The sequence below is a fragment of the Streptomyces flavofungini genome, from assembly GCF_030388665.1.
Lineage (GTDB): Bacteria > Actinomycetota > Actinomycetes > Streptomycetales > Streptomycetaceae > Streptomyces > Streptomyces flavofungini_A.
Genome location: NZ_CP128846.1, coordinates 1,817,956 through 1,841,152, shown reverse-complemented (window position 1 = coordinate 1,841,152; position 23,197 = coordinate 1,817,956). Strand labels below are relative to the sequence as shown.

Annotated in this window: 1 protein-coding gene; it reads right to left on the bottom strand. The window is 74.8% G+C overall.

The annotated features are described in order from the left end of the window. Positions 1-12: 12 nt before the first annotated feature. Positions 13-23,136 carry a non-ribosomal peptide synthase/polyketide synthase gene (locus tag QUY26_RS07080; protein WP_289944262.1) on the bottom strand — a complete coding sequence of 7,708 codons (23,124 nt, stop codon included), beginning with the start codon at positions 23,134-23,136 and terminating at the stop codon, positions 13-15. Between the last annotated feature and the right edge of the window lie 61 nt (positions 23,137-23,197).

The following is a 23,197-nucleotide window of genomic DNA, read 5'->3' as shown; positions in this document are numbered from 1 at the left end:
GGACGGCGGCGCTCACGCGGACCGCGGCCCGGCCGGGGCCCCGGTGGAGCGCCGCAGCCGTTCCTCGATCACCGGCACGAGCGAGCGCAGGACGTCCGGCCGGACGAGGGTGTGGTGCTTGGAGCGGACGAGGTGCCGGGTGATGTCCCCGTCGACGTACCCGCGCCACATGTCCGCGGTGACGAGCGGCGGTTCCCGGTCGGTGGCCGCGAACAGGAGCAGGTCGGTGGCGACCCGTTCGTGCCGGTGCAGCCCGGCCAGGCGCACGAAGTGCCGGGTCCGCCGCACCAGGGCCGCCACCTCCTCCTCGGACAGCGAGCCGAGGGCCGTGCCGGTGGTCCGTGCCGCCTCGGTGAACTGTTCGTAGGTGAGGCGGTCGGAGTCCGGATCGGCGCCCATCAGTTCCAGGAGCGTCGCGTAGATGCGTCCGGTGTCCTCCATCCGCTCCAGGTCGTCGGCGGGGACCGGCCGCGCGGGTTCGCTGTCCAGGGACACGATGACCTCGACGCGTTCGCCGGAGCGCTGCAGGAGCGCGGCCATGGCGTGCGAGACGATGCCGCCGAAGGAGTGCCCGAGCAGGTGGTACGGGCCCGTCGGCTGGACGCGCCGCATCTGCTCGACGCAGTCCGCCGCGATCTCGTCGATGCTCGCCGGCACGTCGTCGGGATGGCGAAGGAGCCGCGACTGCAGGCCGTAGACGGGGAAGTCCGCGCTGAGCAGCGGCAGCAGGTTGGCGTAGCTCCAGCTGTCGCCGCCGCCCTGGTGCACGCAGAACAGCGGCGGCATGTGCCCGCCGGTGCGCAGCGGCAACAGGACGTCGAGGGAGCTGTCGCCGTCCGTGAGGTCGTCGAGGTGGGCGGCGAGCCGCGCGGGCGTCGCGTGCACGAAGACGACGCGCAGCGGCACCTCGGCGCCGAGGGTCGTGCGGATGCGGCTGATGAGGGTCGTGGCGAGCAGCGAGTGGCCGCCCAGGTCGAAGAAGCTGTCGTCGACGCCGACCTCGCCGATGCCGAGGACCTCGGCGAACAGCGTGCACAGGATCTCCTCGCGCGGTGAGCGCGGCGCCCGCCCCCCTGCGGTCGCCGGGAGCCCCGGCGCGGGCAGGGCACGCCGGTCGACCTTCCCGTTCGGGGTGAGCGGCAGGGCGTCGAGGGCGACGATCGCGGACGGCACCATGTGCGCAGGCAGCTGCTCCTGGAGCGCCGTGCGCAGTTCGGGAACAGGCAGTTCGCCTGCCACGGCGGGCACGACGTACGCGATCAGCCGCAGGTCGTCCGCGTCGCTCTGACGGGTCGTCACGACGGCTTGGGCTACGTCGGGTCGGGCGGTGAGGGCGGCTTGGATCTCGCCGGGTTCGATGCGGAAGCCGCGGATCTTGATCTGGTCGTCGGTGCGGCCGAGGTATTCGAGCTGGCCGTCGGGGGCGAGGCGGACGAGGTCGCCGGTGCGGTAGAGGCGGGAGCCGGGTGGTCCGTAGGGGTTGGCGGTGAAGCGGGACGCGGTGAGGGCGCTGCGGCCGAGGTAGCCGCGGGCCAGACCGGGGCCCTCCACGTACAGCTCGCCCGGGGTGCCGGGCGGGGTGAGGCCCAGATGCTCGTCGAGGACGTGCAGGCGTGTGCGCGGCAGCGGCAGGCCGATGGGGACGCGGCCGTCCGTCATGGGGCGGCTGATCGTGGCGAGGGCGGTGATCTCGGTGGGGCCGTAGCCGTTGAGGAGCAGACGGCCGGGGGCCCAGCGGTCGACGAGGTCGGGCGGACAGGCCTCCGCGCCGACCATCAGGCCGCGCAGCTCCGGGAGGGTGCGCGGGGCGTCGGCGGGCAGCGTGGCGAGGACCGAGGGCGGGACGAACGCGTGCGTGATCCGGTGCTCGGCGAGCACGTCCGCCAACTCCTGCCCCGCGAGCCGGGGTTGGTCGGGCACCACGAGCGCGGCCCCCGCGCGGAAGGCCATCGTGTACTCCAGGACGGACGCGTCGAAGCTCGCGGACGACAGCTGGAGCACCCGGCTTTCGGCGGTGACCCGCGCCCGCGCGGCCAGGGCCGTCCCGAGCCCCGCGAGACCGGAGTGCGTGGCCGCGACGCCCTTCGGTCGCCCCGTGGAGCCCGACGTGTGGATGACGTACGCGAGGTGCGCGGGCGTGAGAGGTGCCGCGCGGTCGGTGTCCTCGGGGTCGGTGGCGGGCGCCTGCGCGAGCGCGTCGCGTACGGCGGGCGCGTCGAGGTGGACCAGGCGCGCGGGCAGGTCCGCGGGCAGGTCGCGGGCCGTGGGGCGGTCGGTGAGGACGAGCGCGGGACGGGCGTCGGTGGTCAGGAAGGTGATGCGCTCGGCGGGGTAGGACGGGTCGATCGGGAGGTGGGCCGCGCCCGCCTTGGTGATGCCGAGGACGGCGGCGATCTGGTCTCCGGAGCGCGGCAGGGCCACGCCCACCGGCTGCTCCGGGCCGACGCCCTGCGCGAGAAGCCAGTGCGCGATCCGGTTGGCCCGCTCGTTCAACTCCCCGTACGACCAGGTGCGCGCGCTCTCCACGACCGCCGCCGCGGTCGGCGCGGCGTGTGCCCTGGCCTCGAACAGCGCGGGCAGCGTCAGGGGTTCCACCGCGTCCTCGTCCGGCTGCTCCCGGGGGGCCAGGAGCAGGTCGCGCTCCGCCTCGGTGAGCAGGTCGACCGCGCCGACGCGCAGCCCGGGGTCGGCGACCACGGCCGCGAGGAGCCGCCGCCAGCGGTCCACGAACGCCTCGACGGTCGCCGCGTCGAACAGCTCCGTGGAGTACTCGACGCCGATCACCAGGCCCGCGGGCGTCGCCCGGCCCTCGAACCTCTCGGACAGGGTGAGCAGCAGGTCGTACCGGGACGTCCCGGTCGCCGCGCCCTCCGTGCGCACCTGGAGGCCGGGCAGGTCGAAGCGGGCCTCCTCGTTGTTCTGCAGGGCGAGCGCGACCTGGAACAGCGGGTGCCGGGACGGCGAGCGCCGCGGGTTCAGCTTCTCCACGAGGCTCTCGAACGGCACGTCCTGGTGGGTGTACGCGGCCAGGCTCGCCTCCCGCACCCGCGCGAGGAGGTCCGTGAACGCCGGGTTGCCCGAGGTGTCCGTGCGCAGCACCAGCGTGTTCACGAAGAACCCGACGAGGTCGTCGAGGCCCGCGTCGGTGCGCCCCGCGATCGGCGTGCCGATCGCGATGTCGTCGCCCGCGCCGAGCCGGGACATCAGCGCCGCCAGCGCGGCCTGGAACACCATCTGCACGGTGGCGCCCGCGGACCTGGCCAGCTCCGTCACCCGCTGGTGCACGCGCGCGTCCACGGTGAACCGGGTGAACTCGCCGGTGTGGGACGGGGTGGCCGGGCGCGGCCGGTCGGAGGGAAGGGTGATCTGCTCGGGCAGCCCGGCGAGCTGCTGGGCCCAGTAGGCGTGCTGCCTGCCGTAGCGGCTCTCCGGGTCGTCGGCGTCGCCGAGCAGGTCGTGCTGCCACAGCGTGTAGTCGGCGTACTGCACCGGCAGGGGCGCCCAGTCCGGCGCGCCGCCCGCGCGCCGCGCGGTGTACGCGGTGGTCAGGTCCCGGGTGAGCGGGGTCAGCGACCAGCCGTCGGCGGCGATGTGGTGGAGCACGAGGACGAGCACCGAACGTGTCGGGTCGAGCGTGAAGAGCCGGGCGCGCAGGGGCGGTTCGTCGGTCAGGGAGAAGGCGTGCCGCGCGGTGGCCGCGACGGCCGCCGCCAGCTCGTCCTCGCGGACCTGCCGCACGGGCAGGTCGACGGGCGCCTCGTGCGGTGCGAGGACGCGCTGGTGGGGCTTGCCGTCGGTGACCGGGAAGACGGTGCGCAGGGTCTCGTGGCGGGCCACGACGTCGCCGAGCGCCGCCGTGAGCGCCGGGACGTCGAGGTCACCGGTCAGACGCAGGACGAACGGCATGTTGTACGTCGGTGACGGACCCTCCAGCTGGTGCAGGAACCACAGGCGCTGCTGGGCGAAGGACAGCGGAAGCCGCTCGGTCGTGCGCACCGCGCGCGCCAGCGGGGCCCGCGCCCGCGCGGCCGTGTCCAGGTGCGGGGCGAGCCCGGCGACCGTGGGGTGGGCGAAGAGCACCCGCAGCGGCAGCTCGGCGTCGAGGTCGGCGCGGATGCGGCTGATGAGCTTCGTGGCGAGCAGCGAGTGCCCGCCCAGGTCGAAGAAGTCGTCGTCGACGGTGACGGGCGCGGGCAGCCCCAGCGCCTCCGCGAACAGGGCGCACAGGATCTCCTCGCGGGGCGTGCGCGGAGCCCGGCCGTCCGCAGCGGAACGGTGGTCGGGGCGCGGCAGCGCCCGGTGGTTGATCTTGCCGTTGGGGGTGAGGGGCACCTCCGTGATGGGGACGAGGGCCGACGGCACCATCGGCGCGGGCAGCCGTTCCTTCAGGCGCCGCCGCACGGCGGCGAGCAGGTCCGCGGTCGCCGCCGCGCCCGCGGGGGAGTTGGCGGGCGTCGCGGGCGGGGCGGGCGAGTCGTAGGTGCCGACGTGCGCTCCGTCGGCGCCCGGCGGCAGGATCAGCGCGTCGAAGGCGTCCAGGGCCTGCCCGTTCCAGGTGGTGCGGACCGTGCGGCCCCGCCGGCGCGCCCAGCGGTGGACGTCCTCGGGGTCGACGGCTCCGGTGTCGGCGTGGGCGAGGAGGTGCCGGATGTGCTCCAGCGGCGTGCTGCCCGACGCGGCCCGGTGGGCGGCGACTTCGCGGGTGAGCCGCGCGTTGGGGATGCCGGTGACGCGCAGCGGCCCCTCGACGCCGGCCGCGAGCCCGTCCAGGGCGGCCGCGACGTCGGCGGAGCCGCCGTCCTCGGGCCAGCGGCGGGCGGGGGCGGCGGTGAGGTCGGCCGGGCGGGGCGCGGTGTGCAGGACGGCGTCGTAGCGGTGGCGGCTCAGCTCGTTGTGCGCGGCGGCACGCTTGAGGCGGATGTCGACGCCCGTGGTGCCCGGGTGCCGGCGGGCGTAGTCGGTGAAGTAGCCGGGGTGGACGAGGAGTTCCTCCTCGGTGAGCACGGAGCGCTGCACGGCGTCGTACAGACCAGGAGTGGTCGTGACCCCGCCCCGCGGCGCGTGCGCGGCGGTCTGCAGGGCCGGGAGCAGGCCGTGGTGGCGGACGTCGCCGACGATGACGCGGCCGCCGGGCGCGAGGTGCGCGAGGGCCTGGTCGAGGACGCCCGTCAGATAGGGGTGGCCGGGGAAGTACTGGACCACCGAGTTCAGCACGATCGTGTCGAAGTGCCCGGCGGGGAGCCCCGTGAAGTCGTGCGCGGGCTGGTGGCGCACCCGCACGTGGTCCCAGTGCCCGGTCAGCGCGGAGAGCCGGTCCACGGAGGCGGCGGACAGGTCCGTCGCCCAGTACGACTCGACGTCCGGCGCGAGCGGCCCAAGGAGCAGCCCCGAGCCCGCGCCGATCTCCAGGACGTGCCGCGGCCGGTGCTCCCGGATGAGGGCCACGGTGGCGTCACGCCACTCCCGCATCTCGTCCAGGGGCAGCGGCCGGCCCGTGTACGTGCTGTTCCAGCCGTGGAAGTCGGTGCCGAGCGGCACGTCGGGCGCCTCGGTGTACACGGCGTCGTAGACGTGCCGCCACTGCGAGACGTGCCGCTCGCCCCCGTCGTCGTCGGTGGCGGGCACCACGTAGGCGACCAGCTGCCGGTCCCCGGTGTCGGTCTCGTGGGTGGTGACGACCGCGCGGGCCACGCCGGGCTGGTCCGTGAGGGCCGCCTGCACCTCACCGGGCTCGACGCGGAACCCGCGGATCTTGAGCTGCTCGTCGCCGCGGCCCAGGTACTCCAACTGCCCGTCGGCGGCCCGCCGGACCAGGTCGCCCGTGCGGTACATGCGGGTGCCCGCGGGCCCGTACGGGTCGGCGACGAACCGTTCGGCCGTCAGCGCGGCCCGCCCCGTATAGCCGCGCGCCAGGCCGGGGCCCGCCACGTACAGCTCGCCCGGAACACCGGGCGGGGTGAGGCCCAGGCGCTCGTCGAGGACGTACAGGCGGGTGCCGACGGCGGCGGTGCCGATGGGCACCCGGGGGCCCGGGGTGAGCCGCGCCATGGTGGCGTCGCAGGTGATCTCGGTGGGCCCGTAGCCGTTCATGAGGCGGCGGCCGGGCGCCCACCGGGCCACCAGGTCCGGCGGGCACGCCTCCCCGGCCACCGTCAGGACCCGCAGCTCGCCCAGCGTCTCCGGGGCGTCGGCGGGCAGCGTGGCGACGACGGACGGCGGCAGCGTGACGTGCGTGACGCGGTGGCCCGCGAGGGCGCGCGCCAACTCGTCACCGGCCAGGCGCGGTTGCGTCGGCAGGATCAGCGTCGCACCGGTCGTCAGGGCCGCGAGGAGGTCCCACACCGCCACGTCGAAGCCGGTGGACGCGGCCTGGAGCACCCGGGCGCCGGGTCCCGGCGCCAGGTCCCGCAGCTGCGTGGCGCGCAGCGGAGCCAGGCCCGCGTGGGTCAGGGTGACGCCCTTGGGGCGCCCCGTGGAGCCCGAGGTGTAGATGACGTACGCGGGGTGGGCGGGGGTGAGCGCGGTCGTGCGGTCGGCGTCGGTGGGGTCCGTCGCGGCGGACCGCGCCCAGGCCGCGCGCGTCTCCGGGGCGTCCACGGCGGTCAGGCGCGCGGCCAGGTCCGCGGGCAGGCGGCGGGCGGTCTCGCGGGTGGTGAGGACGAGCGCGGGCCGGGCGTCCCCGACGAGGTGGGCGACGCGGTCCGCCGGGTGCTCCGGGTCGACGGGGAGGTGGGCGGCGCCCGCCTTGGTGACGCCGAGGACGGCCGCGACCTGTTCGCACGAGCGGGGCAGGGCCACGCCCACCAGGTCCTCCGGGCCCACTCCCCGGCCGATGAGCCAGTGCGCGATCCGGTTGGCGTGCTCGTTCAGCTCCGTGTAGGTCCACCGGAGTCTGCCCGACTCCACGGCCGTGGCGTCCGGCGTGGCCCGCACCGCGGCCTCGAAGAGCTCCGGCCAGGTCGCCGTGGGCACGTCCGCGTCGGCCCGCCCCGGCGCCGCGAGGAGTTCCGCGCGCTCGGCGCCGGTGAGCAGGTCGGCGGCGCCGATGCGCAGCCCCGGGTCGGCCACCACGGCCCGCAGGAGCCGTTCCCAGCGGGCGACGAACACGTCGACGGTGGCGGGGTCGAACAGCTCCGTGGAGTACTCGACGTCGACCGTGACCCCGGCGGGCGTGGTGCCGTCCCGGAAGGTCTCGGACAGGCTGAGCAGCAGGTCGTAGCGGGACGTGCCGGTGCCGGTGGTCACCGTGCGCACCCGCAGTCCCGGCAGGTCGAACCGCGCCTCCTCGTTGTTCTGCAGGACCAGGACGATCTGGAACAGCGGGTGGTGGGAGGGGGAGCGCTGCGGGTTGAGCCGCTCCACCAGGGACTCGAAGGGGATGTCCTGGTGGGAGTAGGCCGCGAGGCTCGTCTCCCGCACCCGCGCGAGCAGGTCGGCGAACGCCGGGTCCCCGGACGTGTCGGTGCGCAGCACCAGCGTGTTCACGAACAGCCCGACCAGGTCGGTGAGGCTTTCGTCGGTGCGTCCCGCGACGCCGCTGCCGATCGGGATGTCCGTGCCCGCGCCGAGCCGGGTGAGCAGGGCGGCCATCGCGGCCTGGAGCACCATGAACGGGGTGGCTCCGGCGCGGCGAGCGAGGTCGGTGACGCCCTGGTGGAGGTCGGCGTCCAGGGAGAGCCGGAGCAGGTCGCCGCGGGTGGACAAGACGGCGGGGCGCGGCCGGTCGGTGGGGATGGTGACCTGCTCGGGCAGGCCGCCGAGCTGCCCGGCCCAGTACGCGTACTGCTCGCTGAACCGGCTGCCCGGGTCGTCGGCGTCGCCGAGCAGGTCGTGCTGCCACAGCGTGTAGTCGGCGTACTGCACCGGGAGCGGCGCCCAGTCCGGCGCGTCCCCCGCGCGCCGCGCCGCGTAGGCCGCGGCGAGGTCCCGCGCGAACGGCGCGAGGGACCAGCCGTCACCCGCGATGTGGTGCACCACCACGGTCAGGACCCACGCGTGCGGACCGGTCTCGAACAGCCAGGCCCGCAGCGGCATCTCGGCACCCAGGTCGAACGCGTACCGCGCGGCCTCGTCGAGCGCGCCCGGCAGCTCCTCCTGCGCGACCTGCCGCACCCGCAGCGGCGGCCGCGCGTCGCGCGCGTCGAGGACGTGCTGGTAGGGCTCGCCGTCGGCCATCGGGAACACGGTGCGCAGCGTCTCGTGCCGCGCGACGACGTCGCACACCGCCGACTCCAGGGCGGCGACGTCGAGTTCACCGCTCAGGCGCAGGACGAACGGCATGTTGTACGTCGCCGAAGGGCCTTCGAGCCGGTGCAGGAACCACAGGCGTCGCTGCGCGAACGACAGCGGGAGCCGCTCGGGCCGCCGGTCGGCACGCACCAGCGGCGCCTGCGCCGGGGACGGGCCGCCGCCGTCCAGGGCCCCGGCGAGCCCCGCGACCGTGGGGTGCGTGAACAGCGTCCGCAGCGCCACCTCGACACCGAGGGCCGACCGGATGCGGCTGATGAGCTTCGTGGCGAGCAGCGAGTGCCCGCCCAGGTCGAAGAAGCTGTCGTCGACGGTCACCGCCGCCGCGTCAAGGACGTCCGCGAACAGCGCGCACAGCGTCTCCTCGCGGGGCGAGCGCGGCGCCCGCCCGGCACCGCCCGAGGCCCGCTCGGGCGCGGGCAGCGCACGCCGGTCCACCTTCCCGGCGACCGTCAGCGGGATCGCGTCGAGCGTGACGAACGCGGACGGCACCATGGGGGCGGGAAGCCGCTCCGCCAGCGCGTCCCGCAGCACGGACGCGGACAGCTCCGCCCCCGGAGCGGGCACGACGTACGCGATCAGCCGCAGGTCGTCCGCGTCGTCCTGACGGGTCGTCACGACGGCTTGGGCTACGTCGGGTCGGGCGGTGAGGGCGGCTTGGATCTCGCCGGGTTCGATGCGGAAGCCGCGGATCTTGATCTGGTCGTCGGTGCGGCCGAGGTATTCGAGCTGGCCGTCGGGGGCGAGGCGGACGAGGTCGCCGGTGCGGTAGAGGCGGGATCCGGGTGGTCCGTAGGGGTTGGCGGTGAAGCGGGACGCGGTGAGGGCGCTGCGGCCGAGGTAGCCGCGGGCCAGACCGGGGCCCTCCACGTACAGCTCCCCGGGCGCTCCCGGCGGGGTGAGCCTCAGCTGCGGGTCGAGCACGTACAGACGGGTGTGGGGCAGGGGCGTGCCGATGGGCGCGCGCTCCCCGGTCAGCGGCTCGCTGAGGGAGGCCACCGACGTGGTCTCGGTGGGGCCGTAGGCGTTCAGGAGCCGTCGGCCCGGCGCCCAGCGCGCGACGAGGTCCGGCGGGCAGGCCTCGGCGCCGACCATGAGGGTCCGCAGCCCGGTGAGGGTGCGGGGGGCGTCGGCGGGCAGGGTGGCGAGGACGGAGGGCGGGATGAACGCGTGCGTGATCCGGTGCTCGGCGAGCACATCGGCCAACTCCTGGCCCGCGAGCCGGGGTTGTTCGGGCACGACCAGTGCGGCACCCCCGCACAGCGCCATCGTGCACTCCAGGACGGACGCGTCGAAGGCGGCGGACGCCAGTTGCAGGACCCGGCTCCCCGGGGTGACCCGCGCCCGCGCGGCCAGCGCCGTACCGAGCCCCGCGAGCCCGGCGTGCGTGACGACGACGCCCTTCGGCCGCCCCGTCGAGCCCGAGGTGTGGATGACGTACGCGGTGTGGGCGGTGGTGAGGGGCGCGCTGCGGTCGGCGTCACCGGGCCTGGTCGCGGCCGCCCGCTCCCAAGCCGCCCGCACGTTTGGCGCGTCCACGGCGACGGCCCGCGTGGGCAGGTCGTCGGGCAGGCGGGCCGCGGTGTCGAGGGTGGTGAGGGCGAGGGCGGGGCGGGCGTCGCGGATCAGGTGGGCGATGCGGTCGGCCGGGTACTCGGGGTCGACGGGCAGATGGGCGGCGCCCGCCTTGGCGATGCCGAGGACGACCGCGATCAGCTCGGCCGAGCGGGGCAGGGCGGTCCCGACGAGCTGGTCCGTGCCGACGCCTTGGGCGAGCAGCCAGTGCGCGACTCGGTTCGCGCGCTCGTCGAGCGTCCGGTACGTCCACGACGTACCGCCGTGCGTGACGGCGACCGCGTCCGGCCTGGCCGCCACGTGCCGCTCGAACCACTGCGGAAGCGTCAACTCCGGACCCGGCAAACCGGTGTCGTTGAACCTGTGCAGGACCTGCTCCCGCTCGGCCGACGACAGCGTGTCCACGCGGCCCACCGGCAGCTGCGGATCATCGGCGATCCGCCGCAGGACCCGGGCGAATCGCTCGGCGACACGGACCACGGCGGCACGGTCGAACACGTGCCGCTGGTACTGGAGCAGCAGGCGCAGCCGGGGCTCGGCGTCGGCCACCACCGTCAGCGGGTAGTGCGTGCCGCTCACCGCGCTGAGGCCCGCCACCGCGACACCCGCCGCCGAGTACGCGTCGGCGAGGGAGGCGGTGTTGATCGGATAGGAGTCGAACCCGATCATGGTGTCGAACAGGGAGTCCAGGCCGACGGCCCGCTGGATGTCCGACAGGCCGTAGTGGTGGTGGTCCAGGAGTGCGGCCTGGCGGTCCTGGAGGCCGGTGAGGAGCTGGGCCAGGGTCTGGCCGGGCTCGGCGGTCACGCGGACGGGCAGGGTGTTGATGAAGAGGCCGACCATGGTGTCGACGCCGGTGACCGACGGGGGCCGGCCGGAGACGGTGGCGCCGAACGTGACGTCCTGGCGTCCCGTCAACTGGCCGAGTGCGAGGGCCCAGGCGCCCTGGACGAGGGTGTTGAGGGTGATGCCGAGCCCCGAGGCGCGGCGCGACAGGGTGCGGGCGTCCTCCGTGGGCAGCGGCACCTCGACCATGCCCGGCTCGGTGTCGCCGGGGGAGTCGGGGGCGCCCGGGGCGAGCAGGGTCGGTTCCTCGACTCCCTCCAGCTCGCGCGCCCAGGCGCGTGCGGCCTCGCCCCGGTCCTGCCGGTCGAGCCAGGCGAGGAATTCGCGGTAGCTGCGGACGCGGGGCAGGTCGGCGGGGTCGCCGTGGGAGCCGTAGAGGCGAAGGAGGTCCTGGATGAGCATGGGGAAGGACCAGCCGTCGTACAGCACGTGGTGGGCGCTGAAGACGAGTTCGGAGAGGTTGTCGTCCATCGTGACCAGGCACATCCGCAGCAGGGGCGCGGTGGCCGGGTCGAAGTGGGTGACCTGGTCCTCGGCGAGCAGCTTCTCGAACGCCTCCTCGCGCTCGGCCTGGGGCAGCGTGCTCAGGTCGGCCTCGGACCAGGGGAGTTCGACGTCGTCCACGATGAGCTGGACCAGCTCGCCCGCCGAGTCGTGCACGAAGGCGGCCCGCAGGTTCGCGTACCGGTCGAGCAGCGCCTGCCCCGCCGCGCGCATGCGCTCCGGGTCGACCTGTCCGGACAGGTGGAGCACGAGGCGGACCTGGTAGGCGTCGTGCTCGTCGGCGCCGAGCATGCTGTGGTAGAGCAGGCCCGACTGCATCGGCGTCAGCGGCCATACGTCCCCGAGGCCGGGGTGCGCCGCCTCCCAGGCGTCGATGTCGGACTGCCGGGCGGCGACGAGCGGCAGGTCGGACGGGGTGAGGCCGCCTGCGTCCGGCTCGGCGGCGTGGCGGGTGAGGCCGTCCAGGGCCTCACACCACAGGTCCGCCAGGCGCTGCACCTCGTCCTCGGCGAGCAGCCCGGTGGGGAAGCCGAACCGGGCACTGAGGCGAGGGCCGCCCGCGCCGTCCGTGACGTACGCGTTCAGCTCGACCGTCGCGAGGGCGGGCATGTCCGCGTCGTGGTCGGCGATGAGCGCGTCGGTGTCGGGGGCGATGCTCCAGCCCAGGCCGCGCAGTTCCTCGGGCATGTCGTCGGCGGAGAACCGGCCCAGGTAGTTGAACGCGATCTGCCCCGTCGAACGCCCCTCAAGGACACGGGAGGTGTCCGGGTTGAGGTAGCGCAGCAGACCGAAGCCGATGCCCTTGTCCGGCACGGCCAGGAGCTGCTCCTTGACCGCCTTGACCACCGAACCGGCCGCCCGGCCGCCCGCGAACGCCTCGGCCACGTCATGCCCCGCCACGTCCAGCCGGACCGGGAACATGCTCGTGAACCAGCCCAGCGTGCGCGACACGTCCGCACCCGGAGCGATGTACTCCTCACGGCCGTGGCCCTCCAGCCGGATCAGCGTGGAGGACTCCGCCACGCCCCGCTCCTCGCGCCAGCGCGACACCGCCAGGGCGAGCGCGGCGAGCAGCCCGTCGTTGACACCACCGTGGAACGCGGCCGGAACGGTCGTCAGGAGCGACTCCGTCACCGCCACCGGCAGCTCCACCCAGAGGTGGTCCACGGTGGCCGCGGTGTCCACGGCGCTGTCGAAGGAGCGCGCGCCGAGGTCGGGGTCCGGTCCGTCCAAGATGCTTTCCCACAGGGGGAGTTCGGCGGTGCGGGTCTCGCTGTGCGCCTCGTCCGTCAGGGCGTGCGACCAGCGGCGCAGCGAGGTCGCCACCGGTGCGAGCTCCGGCGTCCGGCCCGCCTTGACGTGCTCCCAGGCCGCGGCCAGGTCCGGCACCAGGATGCGCCACGACACGCCGTCCACCACCAGGTGGTGCAGCACCACGATCAGCCGGCCGGCCGTGTCCGCACCCGCGGTGTCGAACCACACGAACTGCGCCATCACCCCCGCCGCCGGGTTCAACCGGCCGGTAGCGGCGTCGAGTTCGGCCTTCGCTGCTTGCTGCCAGGCGGCCGAGTCCCATGCCCCCTCGCACCGCACCCGGTGCACCAGCGACGCCACGTCCACCGAACCGGGCGCGGTGACCTCAAGGCCGCCCTCGCCCTCGGTGAGGAAGCGCGAGCGCAGCACGTCGTGGTGGTCGACGACAGCGCTCAGGGTCGCGAAGAGGCCCGCCTCGTCGATGCCCGCAGGCAGGTCCAGGAGGCTGGACTGTGAGAACCTGCCGATGGCCGAACCGAGTTCGGCGGTCATGTAGCGGGCCACCGGCAGGAGCGGCATCCAGCCGACGCCGCCGCCCTCCAGCTCCGCCAGCTCCTTCGGTCCTGCCGGGGCCGCACCGGCTCCCGAGCCCCCGGGCGCCGCCGCGACCGCGAGTTCGGCCACCGTCCGGCACTCGAAGATCTGCCTCGGCGTGATCTCGACGCCCTGGGCGCGGGCCCGCGAGACGACCTGGATGGAGCGGATGGAGTCGCCGCCGACGGCGAAGAAGTCGTCGTCGACACCGACCCGGCCGAGGCCGAGCACCTCGGCGAAGGCCCCGGCGAGGACCTTCTCCACCGCCGAACCCGGCGCGCGGTAGTCGCCGCCGGTCAACTCCGGTTCGGGCAGCGCCCGATAGTCCACCTTGCCGTTCGAGGTCAGCGGCAGCTGGTCGAGTACGACGAACACGCCGGGCACCATGAACTCCGGCAGCCGCGCGGCGAGGAAGCGGCGCAGCTCGCGCGCGGAGACCACGGTGGCCAGGTCGACGTCCAGGTCGCTGAGGGCCTGGGGCTCCGCCGACGGAGTCGTGGGCGCCGAGGGGTTCGCGAGCCCGTGCGAGCCCTCCGGTCCGGGCGACCCCGCCGGCCTGGGCGAGCCTTCCGATGCGGCCGACCCCACCGGCACCACATATCCCACCAGTTGCCGACTCCCGTTGCCCTCCCGGACCGACACGACCGCCTGGGCGACCCCCGGGTGCGCGGTCAGCGCGGCTTGGATCTCGCCGGGTTCGATGCGGATGCCGCGGATCTTGATCTGGTCGTCGGTGCGGCCGAGGTATTCGAGCTGGCCGTCGGGGGCGAGGCGGACGAGGTCGCCGGTGCGGTAGAGGCGGGAGCCGGGGGCGCCGTGCGGGTTGGCGGTGAAGCGGGACGCGGTGAGGGCGCTGCGGCCGAGGTAGCCGCGGGCCAGTCCCGCGCCCTCGACGTACAGCTCGCCGGGGGTGCCGGGCGGGGTGAGGCCCAGGTGTTCGTCGAGGACGTGCAGGCGTGTGCGGGGGAGCGGCAGGCCGATGGGGACGCGGCCGTCCGTCATGGGGCGGCTGATCGTGGCGAGGGCGGTGATCTCGGTGGGGCCGTAGCCGTTGAGGAGGCGGCGGCCGGGTGCCCAGCGGGCCACCAGGTCCGGCGGACAGGCCTCCGCGCCCACGATGAGGTCGCGCAGCTCGGTGAGGGCGGCCGGAGCCCCGGGCGGAAGGGTGGCGAGGACCGAGGGCGGTATGAAGGCGTGGGTGATCCGCTGGTCGGCGAGGACCCGAGCCAACTCATCGCCCACCAGGCGTGGTTGACCGGGAATGACCAGGGCGGCACCGGAGCGGAACGCCATTGCGTATTCGAGGACGGACGCGTCGAAGCTGACCGACGACAGCTGGAGGACACGGCTGCCCGGGGTCACACGGGCGCGCTCGGCCAGCGCGGCGCCGAGACCGGCGAGACCGGTGTGGGTGGCGGTGACGCCCTTCGGCTCACCCGTGGAGCCCGACGTGTAGATGAGGTACGCGGCGTGCGCGGGGGTGAGGGGCGCGGTGCGGTCGGCGTCCGTGGGGTCGGTGGCGGGCGCCTGCCGCCAGGCCGCCCGGACGTCGGGCGCGTCGACCGTGACCAGGCCGCCGATGGCGCTCAGGGCGCGGTGCAGCTCGGGCGGGAAGCCGTCAGCCGTGGCCCGGTCCGTGAGGGTCAGAGCGGGCCGCGCGTCCTCGGCGAGGAAGGCGATGCGGTCGGCCGGGTACGTGGGGTCGATCGGCAGGTGCGTGGCGCCCGCCTTGGCGATGCCAAGGACGGCGGCCAGTTGCTCGCAGGAGCGGGGCAGGGCGACCGCGACCACCCGTTCGGGGCCGATCCCCTGCCCGACGAGCCAGTGCGCGACCCGATTGGCGCGCTCGTTCAACTCGCGGTACGACCAAGAGAGGTGGCCGTCGACGACCGCCGTGCCGTCCGGGTGGGCCAGAGTCCGGTCCTCGAACAGCTCCGCCCACGTCATCGCGCCCGGAGTCGTCGCTTCGGGAGCCACCGCATCGGCGTACGGCACCTCCTCCGCGGGCGACAGGAGCAGGCGCCGCTCCGCCTCGGTGAGCAGGTCGACCGCGCCGACACGCAGCCCGGGGTCGGCGACCACGGCCGCGAGGAACCGCCGCCACCGGTCGGTGAACGCCTCGACGGTCGCCGCGTCGAACAGCTCCGTGGAGTACTCGACGTCCACGGTGACCCCGGCGGGCGTACCACCCCGCTCGGACTCCGCGTCCGTGAACGTCTCGGACACGCTGAGCAGCAGGTCGTAGCGGGACGTCCCCGTGCCGACGGTCTCGGCGCGCACCCGCAGGCCCGGCAGCTCGAACCGGGCCTCCTCGTTGTTCTGCACGGTGAGCGCGACCTGGAACAGCGGGTGCCGGGACGCCGAGCGCTGCGGGTTCAGCCGCTCCACCAGGGACTCGAAGGGCACCTCGTGGGCGTACGCGGACAGACTCGTCTCCCGCACCCGGGCGACGAGGTCCGTGAACGCCGGGTTGCCGGAGGTGTCCGTGCGCAGCACGAGCATGTTGACGAACATGCCGACCACATCGGTGAGCCGGTCGTCGGCGCGGCCCGCGCTGCCGCTGCCGACGGCGATGTCCGTACCGGCGCCGAGCCGGGTGAGCAGCGCGGCCGTGGCGGCCTGGAGCACCATGTGGAGCGTGGCGCCCGACGACCTGGCCAGGTCGACGAGGCCGCGGTGCAGCGTGGCGTCGAGGGTGAACGTCGCCGTGTCGCCGGTGTGGGCGAGCGCGGCCGGGCGCGGGCGGTCGCCGGGCAGGGTGACCTGTTCGGGCAGGCCCGCGAGCTGCTCGGCCCAGTAGGCGTGCCGGCGGCTGAGGAGGCTGTCGGGGTCGTCCGCGGCGCCGAGGAGGTCGTGCTGCCACAGCGCGTGGTCGGCGTACCGCACCGGCAGCGGCGGCCAGTCGGGCGCGGTGCCCGCGAGCCGCGCGGTGTAGGCGGTGGTCAGGTCCCGGGTGAGCGGGGCGAGGGACCAGCCGTCGACGGCGATGTGGTGGAACACGAGCACCAGCGCCGACCGCTCGGCGCCGAGCGTGAACAGGTGGGCCCGCAGGGGCACTTCGCCCGACAGGTCGAAGGCGTGCCGCGCGACCGCGGCGACCGCGGCGGCGAGATCGCCGTCGGCGACCGCCCGCACCGGCAGGTCGACCGCGGCCTCCCGGGGGTCGAGGACACGCTGGTGGGGCCTGCCGCCCGTCGTCGGGTAGACGGTCCGCAGCGGCTCGTGGCGGGCGACGAGGTCGCCGAGGGCGGACTCCAGGGCCGGGAGGTCGAGCGCGCCGGTGAGGTGCAGGACGTACGGCATGTTGTACGTCGCCGACGGGCCCTGGAGCCGGTGCAGGAACCACAGGCCCTGCTGGGCGAACGACAGCGGCAGCCGCTCCGGCCGCCGTGCGGCGGGCACCAGCGGCAGCCGCGGGGCAGTCCCCTCGGCGAGGGCCGGAGCGAGCCGGGCCGCCGTCGGGTGGGCGAAGAGGGTCCGCAGCGCCACCTCGGCGCCGAGGACCGCGCGGATGCGGCTGATGAGCTTGGTGGCGAGCAGCGAATGCCCGCCCAGGTCGAAGAAGTCGTCGTCGATCCCGGCCCGGCGTACGCCCAGGACCTCGGCGAACAGGGCACACAGCGCCTCCTCGCGCGGGGTGCGCGGCGCCCGGTACCCGGCCCCCGCGAACGCGGGCTGCGGCAGCGCGGCCCGGTCCACCTTCCCGTTCGGGGTCAGCGGCAGCCGCTCCAGGGCCAGGAACGCCGACGGCACGAGGTGGTCGGGCAGCCTGCCCGCCACGAAGTCCCGCAGCCCCGCCGTGCCGTCGCCCGCGCCCGCCGCGTCGCCGTCGAGGACCACGTACGCCACCAGGCGCCGCCCCGCGGGACCGCCGTCGTCGCGGGCGACCACGACGGCCTGCGTCACGTCCGGGTGGGCGGTGAGGGCCGCCTCGACCTCGCCGGGCTCTATGCGGAAACCGCGCACCTTGACCTGCGCGTCGCTCCGCCCCCGGTACTCCAGTTGCCCGTCGGCGTTCCAGCGGGCCAGGTCGCCCGTGCGGTACATGCGACCGCCCGCCGGGCCGAACGGGTCGGCGACGAAGCGGTCCGCGGTGAGCGCGGCCCTGCCGTGGTAGCCGCGGCCGATGTTCCCCGCCACGTACAGCTCGCCCACCGCACCCGGCGGAACGGGCGTGAGGGCCGGCCCGAGGACGTAGGCGCGCATGTTCCCGAGCGGTGTGCCGATCGGGGTGCTGCCCACGCCCTGCCACTGCGCGTCCGGGGCCAGCACGAAGGTGGTCGCGTAGAAGGTCTCACTCTGGCCATAGGCGTTCACGACCGTCACACCGGGCATGGCCTCGCGGACCCTGCGCACCAGGGACGCGGGCAGCGCCTCACCGGCGAACACCAGTGTGTCCGGCCCCGGGTGAGGGGCGGCGGAGCCCGCGCCGGGCCCGCCGGGGGCGTCCCCGCCCGATGCCCCCTCGGCGATCCGGTCGCCGAGCTCGGCGAACACCGAAGGTACGGTACTGACCGTGCTCACCGCCGGGGCACCCGGCTCGACCAGCGCCAACGCGTCCCTGACGACCTCCACGGTGCCGCCGGTGGCCAGCGTCGTGAACGTCTCGAACACCGACACGTCGAAGTTCACGGACGTGCCCGCGAGCATCCGCACCCCCGCGCCGCCGCCCACCCGCGCGGCCAGCTGCGTCACGCCGTTGACGACGTTGGCGTGCGTGATGACGACGCCCTTGGGGGTGCCCGTGGAGCCCGACGTGTACATCACGTACGCCATGTGGTCGGGCGCGAGCGGCGAGGTCCGGTCGGCGTCGGTGACGGGTCCGCCCGGCACGCCGTCGAGCGTCGGCTCGTCGAGGCACAGGTGCGGGACGTCGGAGGCGGGCAGCCTCCCGGAGGTGCCGGTGTCGGTCAGGACGAGGAGCGGCCGCGCCTGCGCCAGCACGAAGTCCAGCCGGTGGCTCGGGTACTCGGGGTCGATCGGCAGGTATCCGGCGCCGGACTTGAGGATGCCGAGCATGCCGACGGCGAGGTCCGCGGAGCGCGGCAGGGCGAGGCCCACGACCGTCTCCGGGCCCGCGCCCCGGGCGATCAGCTCCCGCGCGAGCCGGTTCGCGCGCGCGTCCAGTTCCCGGTACGTGTACGTCACGTCGCCGCAGGCCACCGCCACCGCTTCGGGTGTACGGGCCGTCTGCCGCGCCACGAGTCCCGGCACCGTGGGGTCGGTCACCGGCTCGGCGGCGCCGTGGGCGCGCTCCAGCAGCCGGCGGCGCTCGGCGGGCTCCAGAATGTCCACGGCGGCGACCGGCAGGGCGGGGTCGGCGGCGAACTGCCGCAGGACGCGGGCGAACCGGGCGGCGATGTCGTCGGCCGTCTCCCGGTCGAAGACGCTCCGCTGGTACTGCACGTCCAGCCGGGGGTGCGGGCCGTCCGGGTAGACGAAGACGGTCACCGGGTAGTGGCTCGCGGTGAACGCGCGGATCCCGGTGACGGTGATCCCCGCCGCCGCGCTCGCCTCGGCGATGCCCGCCCGGTCCATCGGAAAGGACTCGAACCCGATGATGGTGTCGAACAGCGCCTTGAGAGCGGTCGCCTCGTGGATCTCGGTGAGGCCGTAGTGGTGGTGGTCCAGGAGGGCGGCCTGCCGGTCCTGGAGGCCGCTGAACAGATCGGTGAGGCTGTCACCGGGGGCACAACGGACGCGGACGGGCAGGGTGTTGAGGAACATGCCGACGATCGAGTCCACGCCGGGCACGGAGGGCGGCCGCCCCGCCACCGTGGCGGAGAGCACCACGTCCTTACGGTTCGTCAGCTGGCTGAGCAGGATGCCCCAGGCGCCCTGCACCACGGTGTTGAGGGTGACGCCCGCCTCGGCGGCCCGCCGCGCCAACGCACGGGCCTGTGCCGCGGACAGCGGTACGGAGACCTGGTCGATCCCGGCGCTGTCGGCTCCGGCGCGGACCCCCGGGGCGAGCAGGGTCGGCTCGTCGATGCCGCCCAGCTCCGCGCGCCAGGCCTCGGCGGAGACCTCGGGGTCCTGCTGGGCGAGCCAGGCGAGGTAGTCGCGGTACGTCCGCGCGGGCGGCCGCGTCCGGGCGGCGCCGTCGTCGGCGTAACTCCTGAGCAGGTCCTGGACGAGCAGGGGGAGCGACCAGCCGTCGAACAGCGCGTGGTGGGCCGTGAGGACCAGGTCGTGCCGTGCGGTGCCGTCCCGCTCCCCGTGCCGTCCGCCGTCGCGATCCCCGTCCCGCTTGACGAGGGAGAGCCGCAGCATCGGCGGCCGGAGCGGGTCGAAGTGGTGCCTCAGGTCCTCGGCGAGGAAGTCCTCGAAGGCCTGGTCGGTGCCGTCGCCGAGATCGACCTCCTGCCAGGGCAACGTGACGCCGTCCACCACGAGTTGGACGAGGTCGCCGCCGTCGGTGCCGTTGACGAAGGCGGTGCGCAGGGCGGGGTGGCGGTCGAGCACGGCCTGTCCGGCGGCGCGCATCCGCGCCGGGTCGACCGGGCCGGACAGGTGCAGGACGTACTGCACCTGGTACGCGTCGAACGACGCGCCCGACTCGGCCGCCATCGCCGAGTGGAAGAGGAGGCCGGACTGGAGGGGGGAGGTCGGCCAGACGTCGGACAGGCCGGGGAACTGCTCCTCCCAGGCCTCGATGTCGCTCTGGGTGGCGTTGACGAGGGGGATGTCGGACGGGGTCAGGCCGCCGGCGTCGGCCTGGGCGGCGTGCCGGGCCAGGCCCTCCAGGGCCGCGCACCACAGATCGGCGAGTTCCCGCACTTCGGCGCTGGTGAGGATCCCGGAGGGGGCGGTGAACAGCGCACCCAGCCGCGGGCCTTCGGCGGTGTCGGTCACGGAGGCGTTGATGTCGACCTCCATGAGCGCGGGCATCGCCTCGTCCTGGGCCGCGTCCAGGGCGTCGAGTCCGGTGATGCCCGGAACGTGCGTGAAGCCGAGGCCTTGGGTGTGGGCGGGCATGTCGGTGTGGGCGGAGAACCGGCCCAGGTAGTTGAAGCCGACCTGGCCGTGGCCGTGCGCGGCCAGCACCGGGGCGGTCCGCGGGTTGAGGTGGCGCAGCAGGCCGTAGCCGATGCCCTTGTCCGGGATCGCCCGCAGCTGTTCCTTGACCGCCTTCAGGACCCGGGCGGCGGCCGGACCGCCGCCGATGGCCTCGTCCAGGTCGGCGCCGGCCAGGTCAAGACGGACGGGGAAGACGCTGGTGAACCAGCCCACCGTCGCGGACAGATCCGCGCCCGGCGCGGCCGCTTCCTCCCGGCCGTGGCCCTCCAGACGGATCAGCGAGGACGACTCGTGGATGCCACGGGTGCGGCGCCACTTCGCCAGCGCCAGCGCCAGAGCGGCCAGCAGACCGTCGTTGACCTCCCCGCGGAACGCGGCCGGGACGGTCGTCAGCAGCGCCTCGGTGACCGGAGCGGGCAGCTGGACACGCGTCTCGGTCAACGTGGCGATCACGTCCACGGCCGGGTCCAGACGCCGCGCGCCCAGGACCGGGTCGGGGCCGTCCACGACCTGCTGCCACAACTCCAGCTCGGCGGTGCGCTTTTCGCTGAGGGCCTCCTCGGCCAACGCGTGCGCCCAGCGCCGCATCGACGTCGCCACCGGCGCCAGCTGCGGAACACGCCCGGCACGGACCTGCTCCCAGGCCACCGCCAGATCCGGCATCAGGATCCGCCAGGACACCCCGTCCACCACCAGGTGATGCAGCACGACCAGCAACCGCCCCGGAACGTCACTGCCGGCCGGGGCGAACCACACGAACTTCGCGATGACCCCCGCCTTGGGATCCAGCGAAGCCGCCGCCGCCTCCAGCTCGGCCATCAGCACGGCGTGCCAGGCCGCACCGGCCCAGTCACCCTCACACTCCACCCGCCTGACCAGCCCGGCCACGTCCACGGACCCGGCCGGGGCGACCTCCAGCCCGCCCCCGCCGTCCTCCACCAGCCTCGCCCGCAGCAGATCATGCCGGTCGACCACCGCACCCAGCGTCGCCGCCAGCTGCCCCGCCCCGATCCCCGCGGGCAGATCCAGCACCATCGCCTGCAAGAACCGGTCAAAGCCCGGCCCCCACCCACGCAGAAGCCGCGCGACCGGCAACAACGGCATCCACCCGACACCCCCGCCCTCCAGCTCCTCCAGCACACTCACCGCACCCGAGACCCGGTTGGCCACAGCCACCTCCGCCAGCCGCGCCACGGTCCGGGACTCGAACACCTCCCGCGCACTGATCTCCAGCCCCTCCGCCCGCGCCCGCGAGACCACCTGGATCGACTGGATGCTGTCCCCGCCCACCGCGAAGAAATCATCATCGATCCCGACCCGCTCCAGCCCCAGCACCGCGGCGAACGCACCCGCCAGGACCTCCTCCTCCACCGTGCGCGGCGCACGGTAGGCACTCCCCTTGAACTCCGGCTCCGGCAACGCCTTCTTGTCGACCTTGCCATTCGTCGTCAACGGCAGCCGGTCCAGCACCATCACCGTCGCCGGCACCATGAAATCCGGCAGACGCCGGGCCAGGAACGTCCGCAGTTCGCCCGTCGCGAACCCCGAGCTGAGATCCAGATAGCCGGTGCCGCCCCCCGCGCGGGAGCCACGGGTCGCCGCGGCGTCGGCGTCGGCCGGGACCGCGTACCCGACCAACTGCTTGCCGCTGCCCGGCCCTTCGTGGGCGATGACGACGGCCTGGGTGACGCGGGGGTGCGAGGCGAGCGTCGCCTCGATCTCGCCGACCTCGATCCGCAGGCCACGGATCTTGACCTGGTCGTCGGTCCGGCCGAGATACTCGAGCTGGCCGTCGTCGGCCAGGCGGACCAGGTCGCCGGTGCGGTACATGCGGTGGCCGGGCGCGCCGAAGGGGTCGGCGACGAACCGGTCGGCGGTGGTGCCGGGGCGGCCCAGATAGCCGCGGGCCACGCCGGCGCCCGCCACGTACAGCTCGCCCGGGGAGCCCGCGGGGACCGGGGCGAGACGGTCGTTGAGGACGTGCAGGCGGGTGCCGGGGACGGCGGTGCCGATGGGGACGCGGGGGCCGGGCAGGAGGCGGGCCACGGTGGCCGCGCAGGTGGTCTCCGTGGGGCCGTAGGCGTTCATGACGAGGCGGCCGGGCGCCCAGCGGGCGATCAGGTCGGGCGGGCAGGCCTCACCGGCCAGGGACAGGACACGCAGCTCCGTGAGGGCCCGGGGCGCGTCGGCGGGAAGCGTGTTGACGACGGACGGCGGCAGTGTGACGTGGGTGATCCGTCGATGGGCGAGAGTGGCGGCCAACTCGTCGCCCACCAGGCGTAGTTGGGGCGGCAGGACCAGGGTGACGCCGGTGCTGAGGCCCATGATCAGATCCCAGACCGACACATCGAAACTGGGCGAGGCGCACTGCAGGACGCGGGAACCCGGCGTGAGGTCGAACCGGGCGGTGTGGACGGCGCGCAGGGCGGCCAGGCCGGTGTGGGTGACGGTGACGCCCTTGGGGCGGCCCGTGGACCCCGAGGTGTAGATGACGTACGCGGCGTTGGCCGGGTCGAGCGGTGCGGTGCGGTCCGCGTCGACCGGGTCGGCGTCGGGCTGCTGCGCCCACGCGCGCGCGAGGGCGGGCTCGTCCACCGCCACGACGTCCGGTCCCGGCCGCGCCGCGTCCGCGCCCGCCCCGCCCGCCGACAGGTCCGCCTGCCCCGCCGAGAGGTCCGCGGTCAGGCCCACGGCCGTGGCCCGAGTGGTGAGGACGAGCGCGGGAGCCGCGTCCGCCGCCATGTACCGCACGCGCTCGGCCGGATAGTCCGAGTCGATCGGCAGATAGGCGCCACCGGCCTTCATGATTCCCAGGAGCACGGCCACCTGCTCGGCGGAGCGTGGCAGGGACACCCCGACCAGGCGCTCCGGTCCGACGCCCCGCCCGATGAGCCAGTGCGCGATCCGGTTCGCCCGGGCGTTCAACTCCCCGTACGTCCACGAGAGGTCGCCCGACTCCACGGCGGGCGCGTCCGGCGTCGCGGCCACCCGCTCCTGGAACAGGGCGGGGAACGTGGCGGCCGAGCGGGGGTCGCCCGCCCGGAGCTCGGCGGAGGCAGCGGTGTCGGCGGCGGAGGATTCCTGATGGTGGGTCACGAAAGCTCCAGAGGTCGAACTGTGCGTGTCGGGGGGGCGGGTCGGGAACGTCCCGCGCCGC